The sequence below is a fragment of the Rhodococcus globerulus NBRC 14531 genome (assembly GCF_001894805.1).
In the GTDB taxonomy this organism is placed as follows: domain Bacteria; phylum Actinomycetota; class Actinomycetes; order Mycobacteriales; family Mycobacteriaceae; genus Rhodococcus_F; species Rhodococcus_F globerula.
In genome coordinates this window covers 155,327-172,577 of the sequence record NZ_BCWX01000006.1, presented here as the reverse complement: position 1 = coordinate 172,577, position 17,251 = coordinate 155,327, and the positions used below count along the sequence as shown (strand labels likewise).

Genomic DNA, 17,251 nt, shown 5'->3' with positions numbered 1-17,251 from the left:
GCATTCTGCCAGCGTTCCTGCGGCTTCTGCTCTTCCCTCAGGCTCCTGCCTGACATCTCTACCTGCTCCTATCGAGAGATACACAATTGAACAACGTACGCACCCTTGGAGTCATCGGACAGTCGAGCAAACCGGCAGAACGCCGGTTGCCGATCCACCCTGCCCATTTCGATCGGATCGACGCTGAACTTCGCTCGCGCATCTACCTCGAAGAGGGCTACGGCCATGCCTTCGGGTACTCAGACGACACCCTCTCAGGCCTGGTGGCCGGAATCCGCACGCGCAAGGAAATTTTGGCGGAAACCGATGTGGTTCTCCTACCGAAACCGTTGGCGGCCGACCTCGCCGAACTCCGCACCGGCCAGGTGCTCTGGGGCTGGCCGCACTGCGTGCAGGACACCGAACTGACCCAGATCGCGATCGACAAGAAGCTGACTCTCATCGCTTTCGAGGCCATGAACCACTGGCACAGCGACGGATCCTTCAATTTGCATGTCTTCCACAAGAATAACGAGTTGGCGGGCTACAGCTCGGTTCTCCATGCCTTGCAGTTGATCGGTTCCACCGGCGACTACGGGCGACGCCTCACCGCTGCCGTCATCGGTTTCGGTGCCACCGCCCGCGGCGCCGTCACGGCACTCAAGGCGCATGGTATCCATGAAGTCGACGTGCTGACCCAACGCGGCGTCACCGCCGTCAGCTCCCCCATCCACTCGGCTCGGATGGTCTCTTTCGACAACAACAACGGTGATGTTCGCGGCAGTCACGTGATGATCGACAATCACAGCGTGCCGGTTCCCGGTTTCCTCGCCGAGCACGACATCGTCGTCAATTGTGTACTGCAGAACACGGATACACCGCTGACGTTCCTCACCGAGGAAGACCTCGTGAACTTTCAACCCGGCAGCCTCATCGTCGACGTCTCGTGCGACGAAGGAATGGGATTCAGCTGGGCTCGCCCCACCTCGTTCGCGGAGCCGACCTTCATCGTCGGTGACAACATCACCTACTACGGCGTCGATCACAGCCCGTCGTACCTGTGGAACTCCGCATCGTGGGAGATCAGCGAATCACTTCTCCCCTACCTACCTGCCGTCATGGCGGGCGAGACGGCGTGGAAAGCAGACGAGACCTTGGATCGGGCCATCGAAATCCGTGACGGCGTCATCGTGAATCCGGCCATCACCCGATTCCAGCACCGCTCACCGGACTACCCACACCCGATTCTGGCGTAGTGAACAATCAGCCCTGGCCGGCTGCCGCCGTGATCGGCGCCATGTCGAAGTAGTCGCGCCAGGCGCTGATTTTCCCGTCACGGACTTCGAACACGCCCATCACCGGTAGCGCTACCTCCGCGCCGTTGATGCTGAAGACGTCGATGCGCTCGTTCATGACTACGTCACCGCCTGAGACCTGACGCTTGGTCTGAAAGTCGATGTTGCCGAAGGCACCCACAAACTGCTCGATGAATGTCCGGACGGCCTCGCGCCCGACCACGGGTTCCATCGGAATATTGTGGTAGACGATGTCATCGGTGAAGTAGTCGACGATCTTCGCGATGTCCGCGTCGGCCCATTCCTTGCAGAATTCGGTGACCAAAGTGTCGGGTGTCATTGTGCGTCATCCTTTTTCGGGTGCGGTTCGATAATTGCCATGATGCTTTCGATCTCCCCTGCCGGTATTCCGAAGTACTCGGTGATGAACACCGTGACAGCAGGCGCTTGGCCCGGGGTTCCGAGGTCCATCAGATACCGCGCTACGACGCTTTCGCCCCACTCACGCAGCGCGAGTTCACGTATGGCGACAATTCCGCGGTACTGCTGCCCCTGTTCGAGTTCATTGCTGATGAAAGCGCCGGTGTCACCGGTTCGTTGACCGTTCTCCACGCGCCACGCGTCGGCGGCAAAACGGACCTTGGTTGCGTCGTGAGTGAGCAACGCGTTCACGTACTCCCGCGCCATCGCAACGCGTCCGCTGACGGCAGACTCCGTGGAGTGCTTGGCAATTGCACGCAGAATCGACTCGGCCAGCTCTGGTCGGCAGATCACCAGGTCCGGCAGATACGGATGAGATTCGTTGTACAACAACGGCGAACCGTCGATGCGGCTGCAGTGCAGCCCCGCCGCCTGCGCGACGCCGACCGGCGCAGCCGAATCCCATTCCCACTGCCCACCGGCATGCAGGTAGGCGTCGACGTCGCCGCGCACGACGGCCATCGCCTTGGCACCAGCCGAGCCCATGTGCACAACCTCTGCGCCAAGCTCGGCCGCCACCGCATCGGTGAACGCGGGCGGGCGCGAGCCGCTGACAACAATACGAAGTGGCTGGTTGGCCGGTGCGTCCGACACTGCGTCGATACTCGAGTACACCTGCCCAAGGGCTGGTTGCGACACCGCCGCCGCAGTTATGCCGTGTCCTCGTTCCCAGAGCGCGACGTGCACCGCCCAATCGGAGCGAGCGGGCATCCCGTATTCCTTGGATCCGTCCAGAGGGTCGATGATCCATACGCGCGACGCTTCGAGCCTGGTGCGATCGTCGGCGGATTCTTCGGAAAGGACTGCGTCATCTGGACGGGCCTCGGCCAACTGGTCGAGGATGAAGACGTCGGCTGCTTTGTCCCCGCGCCGGCCCAATTCCCGGCCGTCGCCGGCGCCAAGACCCTCCGCTCGAATACCGAGAAGGATGGCTCCGGCGGCTTCTGCCAAGTGCTTCGCCAACTCGGCGTCGGCAGTTCGGCTGTGCGTTGGTTCACTCACAGCGCCAACACTTCCATAATTCGCTGTGCCAGTTCGGCAGGCGTTCCGTCTTCGGGTCGAATTACCAGTTCGGCGTGTTCAGGGACCTCGTAGGGATCGTCGACGCCGGTGAAGCCCGTAATCTCCCCCGCCCGCGCCTTTGCGTACATGCCTTTGGGATCCCGCGCCTCGCACTGCTCGATCGGAGTATCGACATACACCTCGACAAAACGCAGTCCCGCAGCTTCGTGAGCAGCGCGGACGCGGTCCCGATCCTCGCGGTACGGACTGATCAGGCAAGCCACGGCGACTGCGCCGGAATCGGCGAACAGCTGCGCCACCGATCCCACCCGCCTCACGTTCTCGGCGCGGTCCTGTGCACTGAATCCCAAATCGGCATTGAGTCCATGTCGAAGGTTGTCCCCGTCGAGTCGGTAGGCGGGGGTACCTGCCGCAACCAGCCTGCGTTCGAGTTCCACTGCGATCGTGGATTTCCCGGAAGCCGAGAGGCCGGTGAGCCACACGGTGGCGCCTGCTGCCGCGCGCTCCTCTCGGGAGACTTCGGAGCTGTGCCAGACGACGTGTGAATCCTTGAGCGTCGGGCCGTTGATCATTCCCGCTGCGACGGTATTTCCGGTGATCTCGTCCACGAGGATGAAGCTGCCGGTGACGCGATTCCGACGGTAGGGATCGAACATCAGCGGCTGCTGCGTTTTGATGGAGATGCGCCCGATCTCGTTGAGCGACAGCGCCTCCGCGTTCTCGTCGCGGTGCAGTGTATTGACATCGAGGCGGTAGTCGAGGCGCACAATCTGTGCCTTCGTCGAACGAGTGGTGTGCAGCAACGAGTACCGGTTGTTCTCCGACAGTGTGGTTTGGTCGGTGAGCCAACAGATCATTGCGTCGATCTCCTGGCCTACCTGTGGCCGGTTGTTGATCCGACACAGTTGGTCTCCGCGACTGACGTCGAGATTGTCGCTCAGTTCGATGCAGACGGCGGACGGCGCGAAAGCTTCGGCAATCGCCGTTCCGCCCGGTCCGTGAACGGCCTTGACCGTCGACGTGAAACCCGAAGGGAGAACTACTACTTCGTCGCCTGGCTTGAAGACTCCACTGGCCACGGTCCCGGCGTATCCACGGAAGTCGTGAAGATCTGCATCGGTCTGCTGCTGCGGACGGATGACGTACTGCACCGGGAATCGCGCATCGATGAGATTGCGATCCGACGCGATGTGCACCTGCTCGAGATGGTGTAGCAGCGACGGACCGTCGTACCAGGACATGTTCTCGGTACGCGCAACGATGTTGTCCCCCAACAGCGCCGATACGGGGATGAAGGACAGATCGTGGACGTCGAGCTTGATCGCAAACTGCCGGAACTCTTCCTTGATCTCCTCGAACCGGTCCTGCGACCACCCAACGAGGTCCATCTTGTTCACACACAGCACGAGGTGCGGAATTCCCAAGAGAGTCGACAGAAACGCATGCCGGCGTGTTTGTTCGAGCACACCTTTGCGCGCGTCGACCAGGATCAGGGCGAGGTCGGCTGTCGACGCACCGGTGACCATGTTCCGGGTGTACTGCTCATGCCCGGGCGTATCCGCGATGATGAACTTGCGATGCGGAGTGGCAAAATATCGGTGTGCCACATCGATAGTGATGCCCTGCTCACGCTCGGCACGCAATCCGTCAGTGAGCAGTGCGAGGTTGGCGTACTCGTCACCACGTTCACGACTGCTGCGTTCGACCGCTTCGAGTTGATCTTCGAAGATCGATTTGGAGTCGTAGAGCAATCGGCCGATGAGCGTCGACTTACCGTCGTCGACGCTGCCCGCGGTCGCGACTCGGAGGAGTTGCGGCATCAGAAGTACCCCTCTTTCTTTCGATCTTCCATGCCGGCCTCGGAGATCCGGTCGTCCGCCCGGGTTGCTCCGCGTTCGGTGATCCGGCTCGCGGCCACTTCTTCGACGACGGCGGCGGCCGTTTCGGCGGACGACTCCACACACCCTGTACAGGTGGCGTCGCCAACAGTCCGGAAACGCACCAACGCTTCGTACGATTCCTCCCCCGGCTGCAGTTCGAGGAATCGTGTGCGCGCCAACAGCATTCCGTCCCGCGGCACTACCTGCCTTCGGTGGGCGTAGTAGATCTCCGGAAGATTGATCATCTCGCTCTCGATGTACTGCCAGATGTCGAGTTCGGTCCAGTTGGAGAGCGGGAAGATCCGAATATGTTCGCCCTTACGATGTTTGCCGTTGTACAGGTTCCACAGTTCCGGTCGCTGCATCTTGGGATCCCATTGGCCGAATTCGTCCCGGAAACTGAACACTCGTTCTTTTGCTCGCGCCTTCTCTTCGTCCCGGCGAGCCCCACCGAATACGGCGTCGAACTTCCCGTCCCGAATACCGCGGAGCAGTGCGTGAGTTTGCAGACGATTGCGACTCGCCCCGACGCCGGTTTCCTCGCTGACCCGGCCTGCGTCGATGTCGTCCTGCACGCTGGCGATCACCATGCGCAATCCGAACCGGTCCACGGTTCGATCACGAAACTCGATTACTTCGTCGAAGTTGTGCCCGGTGTCGACATGCATGACGGCAAACGGCAACGGCGCCGGCCAGAAGGCCTTGGCCGCGACATGCAGCATCACCACGGAATCCTTGCCACCGGAGAACAGAAGCACCGGCTTTTCGAAAGTCGCGGCAACTTCCCGGAATACGTGGACTGCCTCGGCCTCGAGCGCCCGTAGGTGGGACAGCTCGTAAGCGGGCGGGGTCTGGAGTGCTGGCATCGCTTCAGCTCCTACTCGGTGCCGGTACATTTTTGTACCGGACTGGTTCGAGAATGAACGCATTCACAGAATAGAACTCGTTCTACCTAGCGGTCAATGACTGCGAACCGGAGCCCGCCCACCCACCTCCGCAGTCACGGCATCGGCAGCCGCCACCAACACCGTTGCGCGTCGTTCGATCTCGGAACGCGTAATCGAGCCGCCAACATAGAGCGTCAACACCAACGCCTGATGACCCTCGGCGTCGTAAGTGGGAGCCGCGATCAACGAAACAGGATGCTCGTCGTCCGAGCTGATGTCTCGCCCGAGATAGACCCGCTCCCCCAGACTCGACACCATTTCGCCGAGCAATTCCCGCACCTCGGACGGAAGATCATGTGTCACAACACCTGCCATCAACGTATGCAGGCGTTGACCGATCGGATCGAGACTCTCCACGAGATATCCCGCGTCACGACAGTCGCGCACCACAGTCAACAACCGATCCCGATCGAGGCGCACCGGAAGGCTCGGCTCCCGCGCCAGCCAACTCTCGAGATCATGGTCGCTTCCCCACAGCACGTACATCAATCCGACCGGCGGAGCGAACGGATACACCTGACCGACCTTTGCCGCTTTCCGTATACCTTCCGGCCCCGTGACTTCGAGAACGCTGATCCGGTCGCCGACCACCGCCGACGCAGTGCAGGTCGTATCGAATTCAGCGCTCAGTTTCTCCAGCTGAGCCCGGGCAATCGGGCCGACGGCAAATCCACGTTGCGCCGCCCGGCCCGCCGCGATCAGCGCCGGACCCAGCCCGTAGGTCTTCACGGCGTCGTCGCGCGTCAGATATCCACGATCCGCCAACACCGTCAGGATTCCCAGCGCGGTCGGCTTACTGATCTCGAGCGACCTGGCAAGTTCGGACAACCCGAAACGCTGGTCGGGACGCGCCACCAGGTAGTCGAGCACCTGCACGACGCGTTCAGTGGGTGGAGACTGACGGCCCGCCGAATGCGGCTTCTCGAATTCAGCCATTGACCACTCCCTAGAACGCGTTCTATTGTCAGAATACCAAGATCTACCCCATAGGTACATATTTGTACCACGACGCTCTGGGCCGGCAAGACTGCCGGAACTGTGAGGAGCCAGCGTGCTGACGGACCCGTTTGCCCAGGCCATCGCCGAGGCCGAAAAACTCATCGAGACGGCCCCGCACATCAGATCCGAACAAGACCTGCTCGAGGGCTACCAGTACCTGGCGGGTGGAATTATCGCCACGATGCACGCAGCTTGGGCCGCCGAGAAAACCCACCCCAGTTTCATCCAGGGAACCGGACCCTTCACGAAAATGGGGCTCGACAACCCCGACACCATGTACTTCGGCGCCCGCATCAACGACGATCAGGAATACAAGGTCACGGGAAAGCGCGGCACCACAGCCGATCTCAGCTTCCAGGTCCTGAGCGGCAACTACACCAACTCGAACGTGCCCGGTAGCGAAATTGCGTTCGACGACCGCGAACTCGAGATCGCCGACGACGGCAGTTTTGTCGTATGGTTCGGCCCCGGACCGGCCGATGGCCGCGCCAATTACTACACACTTGCACCGGGATCGTCACAGCTCGTCGCGCGAGAGGTGTACAGCGACTGGAGCCAGGAACGCGGAGTAATCCGGATCGAGCGGACGGATTCGATCGGCACGGCGCCCGCGCCGCTCACCGCCGAGGAAACCGAAAAGCGTTTTGCGCGGGCCGGGAAAGCACTGGTCACGCGGGTCAAGACGTGGCTTCAGTTCCCGGAGTGGTTCTACCTGAAGCTCCCGGTCAACACCATGACCGAACCTCGCCTGACCCCGGGTGGTCTTGCCACGCAGTACTCCTCGGTGGGGCACTACGAACTCACCGACGATCAGGCTATGATCATCACCGTTCCGGCCTCGGATGCGCCGTATCAGGGCTTCCAACTCGGCAGCCTGTGGTACATCTCGCTCGACTACATCAATCACCAAACGTCACTCAACAACGGCCAGGCTCAGGTAGACCCGGACGGCAAGATCCGAATGGTGGTGAGCGAGAAGAATCCCGGCGTCACCAACTGGGTCGAAACTGTCGGCCACCCGCGCGGGATCCTGCAGTTCCGCTGGCAGCGAGTCTCGCGTGAACTGACACCCGAGGACGGTCCCACCGTCGAAATCGTTGCCGTTGAAGATATTCCGAAACACCTACCACATTTCGACACCAACGCCATCACTACCGATGAATGGGCAGAGCGAATCGCTCAGCGCCAGGCCGCCATCGACAACCGAATGCTGGGGTAACAGATGACCGAATTACTGAAGGACCGAGTAGTTGTCATTTCCGGAGTCGGCCCGGCACTGGGCCGTGCTCTGGCACTACGCTGCGCCTCGGCGGGCGCGAATCTTGTTCTCGCAGCGCGCACACAGTCACGATTGGACGACGTTGCCAAGGAGATAGTCGACGCGGGTGGACGCGCTGTCACCGTCGCCACCGACATCACCGATCAGGCGTCCGCCGAAAACCTGGTGGCCGAATCCCTCTCCGCCTACGGCAAAGTCGACACGCTGATCAACAACGCCTTTTCCGTGCCGTCGATGAAGCCGTTGGCGCGCACCGACTATCAGCACATCCGCGACAGCATCGAACTCACCGTTCTCGGCGCACTTCGACTGACGCAACTCTTCACAGCACCGCTGGCGGAGTCGACGGGCTCGGTAGTGAACATCAACTCGATGGTTCTGCGACACTCTCAAGAGCGGTACGGCAGCTACAAGATGGCAAAGTCGGCACTGCTCGCGATGTCTCAGTCGTTGGCTACCGAACTCGGCCCACAGGGTATCCGCGTCAATTCGATTGCACCCGGATACATCTGGGGTGACACCCTCAAAGGTTACTTCGCCCATCAAGCCGAGAAGTTCGGTATGACCGTCGAGCAGATCTACGAGCACACTGCGGCCAACACCGATTTGAAGCGCCTACCCACCACCGACGAGGTTGCCGACGCGGCAATTTTCCTCGCGTCGCCGATGGCCAGCGCCATCACCGGTCAATGTATCGACGTCAACTGCGGCGAATTCCATCACTAGGAGCATCATGGCTGAGCGCACACACGTCGGAACCGTCGAAGATCTTCATGCATCCGCAACCAAGATGACGGGGCTCACCGATTTCGGCGTCGACGATTACACCGAAGCTCTGTCGGTTCTCCTCGAGTCGTACGACCGCGACGAGGACCTGACTCCGTTCGGCAGCAAAATCTCTCGCGTTTTCCTCCGCGGTGCACTTGTTGCCCGCCTCCTCAGTGAATCTGCGTGGAAGCAGCATCCGGAGCACGCCGAGGTCAAGATCGAACGCCCGATTTTTGTCACCGGGTTGCCCCGCACCGGAACCACCGCGCTGCACCGACTCTTGACGGTCGACCCCGCGCATCAGGGTCTCGAAATGTGGCTGACGGAGTTCCCGCAGCCGCGTCCACCACGCGATACGTGGGCATCGAACCCGGTCTTCGCCAAGATCGAGGAGACGTTCGGCCAACACCACGTCGAACACCCCGAGTTCATGGGTGTGCACTACATGTCCGCCAGCGAAGTCGAAGAATGCTGGCAACTGCTCCGGCAGACCTTCAAGTCCGTCTCGTACGAGTGCCTGGCCAACCTACCCACGTACTCGAATTGGCTGAAGGGCCAGGAATGGTCCAATGCCTATGCGCGCCACAAGAAGAACTTGCAGCTGATCGGACTCCCGGATCAGGATCGTCGATGGGTGCTCAAGAACCCCAGTCACCTGTTTGCACTCGACGAACTGATGGCTGTGTACCCGGACGCCTTGATCGTCCAGACCCACCGCTCCCCCACGACAATCATTCCGTCGGTCTGCAGCCTCGCTGCGCAAGCCACCGAGGGGTGGTCGAACACGTTCACCGACAAGGTGATCGGCGAGAGCCAGCTCGAATTATGGGCCCGAGGGCTCGAACAATTCGACGCGGCACGGGCCCACCACAATCCCGCCCAATTCATCGACGTCGACTACCAGGATTTTGTTGCCGATCCACTCGCCACCGTCGAGAACATCTACACCCACTTCGACCTTCCGTTGACCTCCACCGCACAACAGTCGATGGAGGCAATGCATGACGAAAGTCGTTCCGGTGCACGCAAACCTGCACACAAGTACACCCTGGAGGAGTTCGGCCTGAATGCCGAGCAAGTCGAGGAGCGATTCGGGGCGCGCTGACGCGTCCCGCTCATCGGGAAAAGTCTCGGCGACGGGCCCTCCACTGTGTGATCATCCGCGAGAACCGAACTCGTCGGTTGTAGCCGAAAACCGGAGGGCCCGCTCGCGATGACTCTGCATCTCAACCGATCTGCACTTGTTTCCGGACCGATCGGCGGCGGATCCCACGGGTTCCCCGGTACGTCGACATCGTTGGATATCGCGGCGACTGGGTACGTCGAACGAGAGTTTTTTGTCAGCGGCGACGCCGCGTCGTACGTCGCCGCAGAAGACTGGGCGTCCGACGGTCAGTGGTCGGTAACGGAAGGACCCACCGCACGGTTTACCACCCGGATCCTTGTACGCACACCTACCGACCCCAACCGGTTCAACGGAACCGTGGTTGTCGAGTGGCTCAACGTCAGTGGCAACACCGATATCGATGTCGACTTCGGACACATGAACGAGGAGATCACGAGAGGGTATGCGTGGGTGGGTGTTTCCGCGCAGGCTGCCGGAATCACCAGCACCGGAGGCAGTGGCCTCGGCGACGGGGTCGTGGGCCTAACCACCTGGGATCCCGAGCGATACGGCGCACTTGATCACCCCGGTGACCATTACTCCTACGACATCTTTTCTCAGGTCGGCGCTGCCCTACGTGCGCCCGGCGATGTCGATCCGCTTGGCGGCCTGATTCCGACACAACTGCTCGCAGCCGGGCAGTCACAGTCAGGTTTCCGCATGCTGACCTACGCCAACGCCGTTCATTCTCATGCACGAGTCTTCGACGGCATGATCATTCACGCGCGTGGAGGTATCGGAGCTCCTCTCGGCGACGGCATGATGCTCATGGATCCGGCGCCTGCCCGCGTGCGCACGGATGTAGACGTTCCGGTTTTCCAGTTGATCACCGAGACCGAGCTTTTCGAACTGTGCGGTGGACCAGGACCCACCAGTTTTGTCGCGGCCCGTCAGCCCGACACCGACATGATCCGAACCTGGGAAATCGCCGGCACAGCGCACTCCGACGCCTATTCTCTGAAAATCCTTCATCCACAGTATGTTCGGCAGTTCTCCGACATCAGGGATCTGGCAGCCCTGTTCCCGATCGTCAACGACGGACCGCAGCGCTACGTCGCCAACGCCGCTTTGCGCGGGCTGCGTCAGTGGGCTGCGGGCGGCGCGGCACCCACCTCAGCACCCGTCATCGACACTGCCGACAATGCGGTGCTGCGAGACCGGCACGGCAACGCGACCGGCGGCGTGCGCACTCCTCAACTCGACGTCCCGATTGCCACGTTGACGGGCGAACTCACCCACGTGCCGCATAACGGCGCAACCGTCGCCTTCGGCGCGGCAACACTCACTGAGCTCTACCCCAGCCACGACGCGTACGTCACTGCCTTCTCCGACGCCGCTCAGCGTGCCGTCGACAGCGGTTACCTGCTCCCCGAGGACGCTGCGATTCTGATCGCCGACGCTCAGGGATCCGACGTCAGCCGCTAGCGGTCACTTCTGCAGGTGCTCTGCGAGCAACCGGTCCAGTTGCTGCGGTGCCTCGTCGGGTATCCAGTGGCTCACGCCGCGAAGAACTTCGAATCGGTACGGGCCGTCCACGAATCGCGTCGTGAGCTCGGCTCCCTTTCTCCCGAGCACGATGTCGCCGTCGCTCCAGATGTGCAGGGTCGGCACGCTGACGCGTCCGGAACCCGCGCTCGGACTGCTGAACGCCAATGCACGGTACCAATTCAGGCCACCGCGTAGACGTCCCGGCATGGCCATCGCGTCCCGATCGCGGCGGGCGCACTCGAGGCTCTGCCCGCTCCTGACCAGGATTGTGTCAGCGGTTCGGCGCAGTATCCATTCCGGAAGTATCGGCAGCTGGAAGGCAAGCATGTACCAGGATCGCAGGGCTTGACTGCTGGTCAGCAATGCTCGGACAAACGCCGCAGGATGCGGAACAGATAACGCCGTCAAGGTGCGGATCAAGTCCGGGCGCTCGGCCGCGACCTGCCAAGCCACGGCGGCTCCCCAGTCGTGGCCGACCAGGTGCACCGGGGCGCCGCCGGCTGCGTCGATCAGGGCAACAGTGTCGGCGGCAAGCTCGCTGCGGCGATACGCACTCCGAGCGCTCGGCCGGGCCTCCGGCGAATATCCACGTTGATCCGGCGCGAGCGTCCGATAGCCCCGGGCATGGAGCAACGGCACCAGCCCATCCCAGGACGTCGAGTCCTGCGGAAATCCGTGAAGTAGGACAACTACCGGCCCGTCGAGTGGGCCTTCGTCGCGGACGTCAAACGACAATCCAGAGCGTGTGTACCTTCGTAATCTCGGCACCGGGCGCGTCATAACACGACTTTAAGTGCAATTCGTTGCATTTGTGACCCAGTCCACCGTCCACAGAAGCGTGACGTTAGGTATCTTGCTTGCAGCGGTACTGGACCACAGTTCCCACAAACGTAAGGACTTACGACATGCAGTCTGTTGAAGACGTATTGCCCGAAGGCGTCACCCTCGATGACATCACCAAGGTTTTCAAGCTCGGTGCCGCTGCCATCGCCTTCTTCACCGCGGTGTCCGCCTTCAGCTGATCACCACGCTTCACAAAAAACTGGCCGGCCTTCGGGGAGTCCGGCCAGTTTTTGTATGTTGACCCAGATTTCATTCTTCCGAAAGCGGCAAACCGCCCAAAAAGCCGTCAGGCTTGCTAACTTTCTCCTGCACGGCACAACGCCGAGCACTTCAACACTCGGAGGACATTCGTGGGTTCCATCAGCACGCTCAGCACAGTCATCGACGTCCTTGCAGCGATCCAGAAGGCCTTGAAGCTTATTCCGGTGAACAGCTGATCGTTACAGAACACTCGCCAGATGGTCGGCGAGAAACAAGCGGGGCCGACTTTTGTCGGCCCCGCTTGTCATTCGAGCGGATGGCGGGATTCGAACCCACGTGAACGGCTTTGCAGGCCGGTGCCTAGCCACTCGGCCACACCCGCGTCATGAAGTAACTATGCCCTCGATGCCGCCGCCGAACCACAGTTTTGATCAGCGTGATTCGTGCTACGCCCCTGTGTGCCTTTCCGGTAGCGGGCACTACCAGAAAGGCGCACGGGGGCTTAGCCCCCTCTTTGCTGGGTTACTGACCGCCAAAGGAGGGGTACTCGCTTGGGAAATACCGACTGTGCCGTACCAGAACAGGCATGGTTCACTCGGGGCTGGAGTGACGCAAGTTACGCCATGCCCCCGAGACGAAAGGCAGCACCGATGCCCCGAGCACGACTTACGGCCGCGACTGCCCTGGCCGCAGCTGCGCTGGCCACATTGACAGGTCTCGTTGCGATCGTCGTTGCGCCACCTATCGCCTCGGCCGAGAGCACCAACGGCACTGGCATGGCCTATTCGGACCGGACCTTCCAGCCGTTCACCGCGTCGAACGGTCTTTCGTCGAAATACCACGTGTACGCCGCGGGCATTCCCCAGGACCATGCCGCCGGCTTGGTGCTGCAGTTCCACGGAGACGGGGCGTACGAATTCGCGAACCCCACCTCGTCGTACAGCCTCGGCGGCCCGTCGGGCATCGTTGCACAAGCCCGCTCACGGGGTTACATCACCGTCCCCGTGCGCACCCCGGACTCTGCCGGCGAAATTACGTGGTGGGAAAACGGGAGCGCAAACGCAGACTTTGTCGCAAACCTGCTCGACACTCTCGAAACGGGCTACAACATCGACACCGAGGACATCTGGCTCGTCGGCTACAGCGGGGGCTCCCAGTTCATCACTCAGTTCTTCCTACCGAAGTACTCGAGCAAGATCGACGGCGGCGGCACTGTGGTCTTCGGCGGCGGCGGCGTGCCACGCGTCTCGGCGCAGCCCTTTGCCGGCGGCCTGATCGCCGACCTTCCCATGCATTGGTACACCGGGGCCGCCGACAACGGCACTAACGTCAGCGACGGTTACAACGCCGTGCTCGACGCCCAGAAGGGGTCGGCTTGGTATTCGGCACAGGGCTTTACGACGGATCTCGAGTCTCCCGCCGGCCTCGGCCACAACCTCTCCGGCACATTCGGCACGGTTCTCGCGCGTCACCTGGACGATCACGCCCCGAACAATCAGGTTCCCACAACCACCGTCGCCGCTACCCCCGAGCCGACTGCGACCCAGCCGACGACAACAACCACCCCAGCAACAACAACCAGCCCTCCCCCGATCACCACGACAACGGCGCCGGTCACGACTACAACAACGCCGGTCGCTACGACTACGACAACGACTACGCCACCACCGGCGGTGTGGAACTACACACTGACTCCGACGAGGATCGGCGCAAATCTAGTCGTCACTATTCCTGCCGGAACCAGTCGGACGACGTTCCGGGTCACAGCCACCCAAGGCCCGTTCTACGTGTACAACTACACAACGCGAACCGGGCTGCGGACGCTGAGCATCGTCTCCAGTCTCGCCCCGAATACGACGTACAACTACACCGTGGAAGCCGATGACGAAATCGTCGGGTCGGGGTCGTTTCAAACGCTTCCCTGACCGACGGGAACAAATCGGACCGTCCTGTTGCTGACTTGCTTCGTGACTGCCGAGAAGACCGCCACCGCACCACCCGTGGATCCCGCTGCTTCGCCGACAACGGTCGAACGCAAGCCGAGCATCGGAAAGATCCTTGCTCTCGGATCCATGACGGCGCTCGGCCCCTTCACCATCGACATGTATCTACCGGCGTTGCCGGATATCGCCGACGACCTCGGCACCTCGTCGTCGACGGTCCAGCTGACGATCACGGGAACGTTGATCGGCCTGGCCCTCGGGCAATTGCTCGTCGGCCCGCTCTCGGACACTCTCGGCCGCAAGAAACCATTGCTCGCCGGCATCGGCGTGCACATCGTCGCGTCGTTGCTGGCCGTATTTGCGCCCACGATTGCTGTTCTCGGCATCCTAAGGGTGTTCCAGGGAATGGGCGCCGCTGCTGCCGCTGTGGTCACGATGGCGATCGTGCGCGATCTGTACAGCGGCAATACTGTCGCCGTCGTCATGAGTCGGCTGATGCTTGTTCTCGGCGTCGCACCGATTCTGGCCCCCAGCATCGGCGGCGCACTGTTGGTCGCGCTCGATTGGCGCGGGATCTTTGTTGTCCTTGCATTGATCGGTGTCGGCACGGCCATGATCGGCGCCTTCGGGATTCCGGAGACTCTGCCCCGCGAGAAGCGGCGCGCCAGCGGCGTGCGATCAGTTCTCCAGATGTACGGATCGCTTCTCCGTGACCGCACCTTCATGGTCCTGACGCTGGTCTCCAGCGTCGGTATGGCGTCTCTGTTCGCGTACGTTTCCGGTGCCTCGTTTGTCTATCAGGACCAGTACGGCCTCAATCAGCAGGAGTTTGCACTGCTGTTCAGCGCCGGCGCCATTGCACTGATCGGCGCGTCACAGGTCAACGTCCGTCTGCTGGATCGCTGGACGCCGCAGCAGATCACCCGGTCGGCGCTTGTCACTGCAGTTGCCTCTGGAGTCTTGGTCATCGTGGTCGCGGCGCTCGACCTTGGCGGCCTGATCGGATTTGTGATCGCGCTGTGGGTCATGCTCGGCGCGGTGGGATTTGTTCTACCGAACGCCCCGGCACTGGCACTCTCCCGTCACGGAGAAGCAGCCGGAACGGCTGCCGCGATGCTGGGCGCGTTCCAGTTCGGTGTGGGCGCTGCCATCGCCCCGGCTGTCGGACTGCTCGGAAATACCAGTACTGCGCTCGCCGTCACGATGACGGCCTGTGTTTCCGTGGGATTGATCGCTCTAGTGGCGACAAGCCGCACGGCTCAGGTCTAGCCGGCAGCCGCAAACCATTCGCTGTAGAAGGTCGCCAGTCCGATCACGCAGGAAATGGCCACGAAAATCCAGAAGCGAGCGATCACCACTGTCTCCGGCCAACCGAGTAACTCGAAGTGATGATGTATCGGGGCCATCTTGAATACGCGTCGGCCGGACGATCGGAACACAAGCACCTGGATGATCACCGACAGGATCTCGGCCACGAACAGGGCGCCGATGATGACCATCAGTAGTTCGGTGTGTGTGGTGACCGAAAGACCGACAACCAAACCGCCGAGTGCCAATGAACCGGTGTCGCCCATGAAGATCTGAGCCGGCGCCGCGTTCCACCACAGGAACCCGAGGCACGCCCCACCCGCCGCTGCGGCAACTATCGCAAGGTCGAGTGGGTCGCGAACGTCGTAGCACCCGGCAACAGGATCGAGGACGCAGGAGTTCCGGTACTGCCATCCCGCGATGACAACGTAAGTGCCCAAGATCATGCCCATCGACCCGGCTGCGAGGCCGTCCAGACCGTCGGTGAAGTTGACGGCGTTGGACCAGGCGAAAACAAGCACGCAGAAGAAGATCAGGAACCCGATGGTTCCCATCGAGAACACCGAGATATCTCGAACGTGGGAGAGATATTGACTGCCTGGCGTTACGCCCTTGCTGTTGGAGAACTGCAGAAACAGCACACCGAAAATGATGGCGCTCGCCAACTGTCCGACGGTCTTCGCCGTCTTGTTCAATCCGAGGTTGCGTTTCTTGCGGATCTTGATGAAGTCGTCGAGGAAGCCGACCACACCCAAGGAAGTTGCCAGCGCCAGCACCAACCATCCCGACGCGGACAATCTGGGCAGGCGCGAACCGAAACCGATGGCATGGGCAGCCAGGTACCCGGCCCACATGCCCGCGATGATCGCGATGCCGCCCATGGACGGCGTACCGCGCTTACCCTGATGGCTCTGCGGACCGTCGATGCGGATCTCATGCCCGAGCCCCTGTTTGGACAACACCCGGATGAGGAAGGGCGTCAAGAACAGAGCGACGAACAACGAGACGCCACCCGCGACGAGGATTGAAATCACTCGGAGGACTCTACAGATGTGACGGCCCGCGACACATAATCAGACAAGGCGCTCAGGCTCTGGCAGGCATGGGATGATCGAACGTATGCCTCCCCTTTCGCCCCTCCCCATCGACCCCATCGAAGAGGCGCATCGGCAATGGACCGAGCACGGTTGGAGTGACGTTGCCGACGGGATGGCCGCTGTCACGTCGGTGATGCGGGCGCAGCAGATCATGATGGCGCGAGTCGAGGAAGTGCTCAAACCGCTGGGGTTGACGTTCGCTCGCTACGAGTTGTTGACACTGCTCACCTTTACGAGGTCGGGCGCACTGCCCATGACGAAGGCCAGCGCACGCTTGCAGGTTCACCCCACCAGCGTCACGAATGCGGTGGATCGCCTCGAGAAAGCGCAATTGGTACGACGTGTCCCCCACCCCAGCGATCGTCGTACAACACTCATCGAGATTTCGGATTCCGGCCGAGCACTGGCGCTCGAGGCTACGGAACTGCTGAATGCCAAGGTCTTTGCGAACCCAGGCTTGGAACCGGACAAGCTCACGCAATTAGTGACAATCCTCACTGAATTGCGGAAGACCGCTGGCGATTTCGAGGGGTGAAACCACAACGATCCTGAAGGA

The 17,251-nt window shown here is 61.5% G+C and carries 15 protein-coding genes and 1 tRNA gene; 8 read left to right on the top strand and 8 right to left on the bottom strand.

Annotation, left to right across the window (positions count from 1 at the left end; genetic code table 11):
* Positions 1–86: 86 nt before the first annotated feature.
* A complete protein-coding gene (locus tag RG2_RS26490; protein WP_033236084.1) occupies positions 87–1,235 on the top strand; it encodes a N(5)-(carboxyethyl)ornithine synthase in 1,149 nt (382 codons plus the stop codon).
* Between the two features lie 7 nt (positions 1,236–1,242).
* On the opposite strand, the gene RG2_RS26485 is transcribed toward RG2_RS26490, so the two are convergent.
* The 5 genes from RG2_RS26485 to RG2_RS26465 form a co-directional block, all read right to left on the bottom strand.
* Complete coding sequence (locus RG2_RS26485) at positions 1,243–1,614, bottom strand: limonene-1,2-epoxide hydrolase family protein (protein WP_033236083.1); 372 nt, start codon at positions 1,612–1,614, stop codon at positions 1,243–1,245.
* Positions 1,611–2,756 carry a 3'(2'),5'-bisphosphate nucleotidase CysQ gene (locus RG2_RS26480; protein WP_033236082.1) on the bottom strand — a complete coding sequence of 382 codons (1,146 nt, stop codon included), beginning with the start codon at positions 2,754–2,756 and terminating at the stop codon, positions 1,611–1,613. The genes RG2_RS26485 and RG2_RS26480 overlap by 4 nt, the downstream gene beginning before the upstream one ends.
* Positions 2,753–4,597 carry an adenylyl-sulfate kinase gene (gene cysC, locus RG2_RS26475; protein ID WP_033236081.1) on the bottom strand — a complete coding sequence of 615 codons (1,845 nt, stop codon included), beginning with the start codon at positions 4,595–4,597 and terminating at the stop codon, positions 2,753–2,755. The genes RG2_RS26480 and cysC overlap by 4 nt, the downstream gene beginning before the upstream one ends.
* Entirely contained in the window at positions 4,597–5,523 is a 927-nt protein-coding gene (cysD, locus tag RG2_RS26470; RefSeq protein ID WP_033236080.1) for a sulfate adenylyltransferase subunit CysD, read from the bottom strand. Before cysD ends, cysC begins: the two co-directional genes overlap by 1 nt.
* 93 nt (positions 5,524–5,616) lie before the next feature.
* Positions 5,617–6,540, bottom strand: a complete 924-nt coding sequence (locus tag RG2_RS26465; RefSeq protein ID WP_033236079.1) for an IclR family transcriptional regulator — start codon at positions 6,538–6,540, stop codon at positions 5,617–5,619.
* A gap of 115 nt (positions 6,541–6,655) precedes the next feature.
* On the opposite strand from RG2_RS26465, the gene RG2_RS26460 reads away from it, so the two are divergent.
* From RG2_RS26460 to RG2_RS26445, 4 genes are all read left to right on the top strand, one after another.
* Positions 6,656–7,822 (top strand): hypothetical protein, encoded by a 1,167-nt coding sequence (locus RG2_RS26460; protein ID WP_033236078.1) that lies wholly within the window; start codon positions 6,656–6,658, stop codon positions 7,820–7,822.
* A 3-nt stretch (positions 7,823–7,825) separates the two neighbouring features.
* On the top strand, positions 7,826–8,608 hold the full coding sequence (locus tag RG2_RS26455) for an SDR family oxidoreductase (RefSeq protein ID WP_033236077.1): 783 nt from the start codon (positions 7,826–7,828) through the stop codon (positions 8,606–8,608).
* Positions 8,609–8,615: 7 nt separating this feature from the next.
* Positions 8,616–9,755 (top strand): sulfotransferase family protein, encoded by a 1,140-nt coding sequence (locus tag RG2_RS26450; protein ID WP_033236076.1) that lies wholly within the window; start codon positions 8,616–8,618, stop codon positions 9,753–9,755.
* Between the two features lie 108 nt (positions 9,756–9,863).
* On the top strand, positions 9,864–11,240 hold the full coding sequence (locus tag RG2_RS26445) for an alpha/beta hydrolase domain-containing protein (RefSeq protein WP_051730673.1): 1,377 nt from the start codon (positions 9,864–9,866) through the stop codon (positions 11,238–11,240).
* 3 nt (positions 11,241–11,243) lie between these two features.
* Here RG2_RS26445 and RG2_RS26440 read toward each other — a convergent pair whose 3' ends face one another.
* Positions 11,244–12,083, bottom strand: coding sequence for an alpha/beta fold hydrolase (locus RG2_RS26440; protein WP_033236075.1), 840 nt, complete (start codon positions 12,081–12,083; stop codon positions 11,244–11,246).
* 575 nt (positions 12,084–12,658) lie between these two features.
* Positions 12,659–12,729 (bottom strand) — tRNA-Cys (locus RG2_RS26435).
* Positions 12,730–12,997: 268 nt separating this feature from the next.
* Between RG2_RS26435 and RG2_RS26430 the strand changes: the two genes are divergently transcribed.
* Positions 12,998–14,272, top strand: coding sequence for an alpha/beta hydrolase family protein (locus RG2_RS26430; RefSeq protein WP_033236074.1), 1,275 nt, complete (start codon positions 12,998–13,000; stop codon positions 14,270–14,272).
* A gap of 75 nt (positions 14,273–14,347) precedes the next feature.
* Positions 14,348–15,559 (top strand): multidrug effflux MFS transporter, encoded by a 1,212-nt coding sequence (locus RG2_RS26425; protein ID WP_051730677.1) that lies wholly within the window; start codon positions 14,348–14,350, stop codon positions 15,557–15,559.
* Here the strand turns inward: RG2_RS26425 and mraY are convergent.
* Complete coding sequence (gene mraY / locus RG2_RS26420; protein WP_033236072.1) at positions 15,556–16,632, bottom strand: phospho-N-acetylmuramoyl-pentapeptide-transferase; 1,077 nt, start codon at positions 16,630–16,632, stop codon at positions 15,556–15,558. The two genes, RG2_RS26425 and mraY, sit on opposite strands and share 4 nt — an antisense overlap.
* A gap of 85 nt (positions 16,633–16,717) precedes the next feature.
* On the opposite strand from mraY, the gene RG2_RS26415 reads away from it, so the two are divergent.
* Entirely contained in the window at positions 16,718–17,230 is a 513-nt protein-coding gene (locus tag RG2_RS26415) for a MarR family winged helix-turn-helix transcriptional regulator (protein WP_033236071.1), read from the top strand.
* Positions 17,231–17,251: the final 21 nt, after the last annotated feature.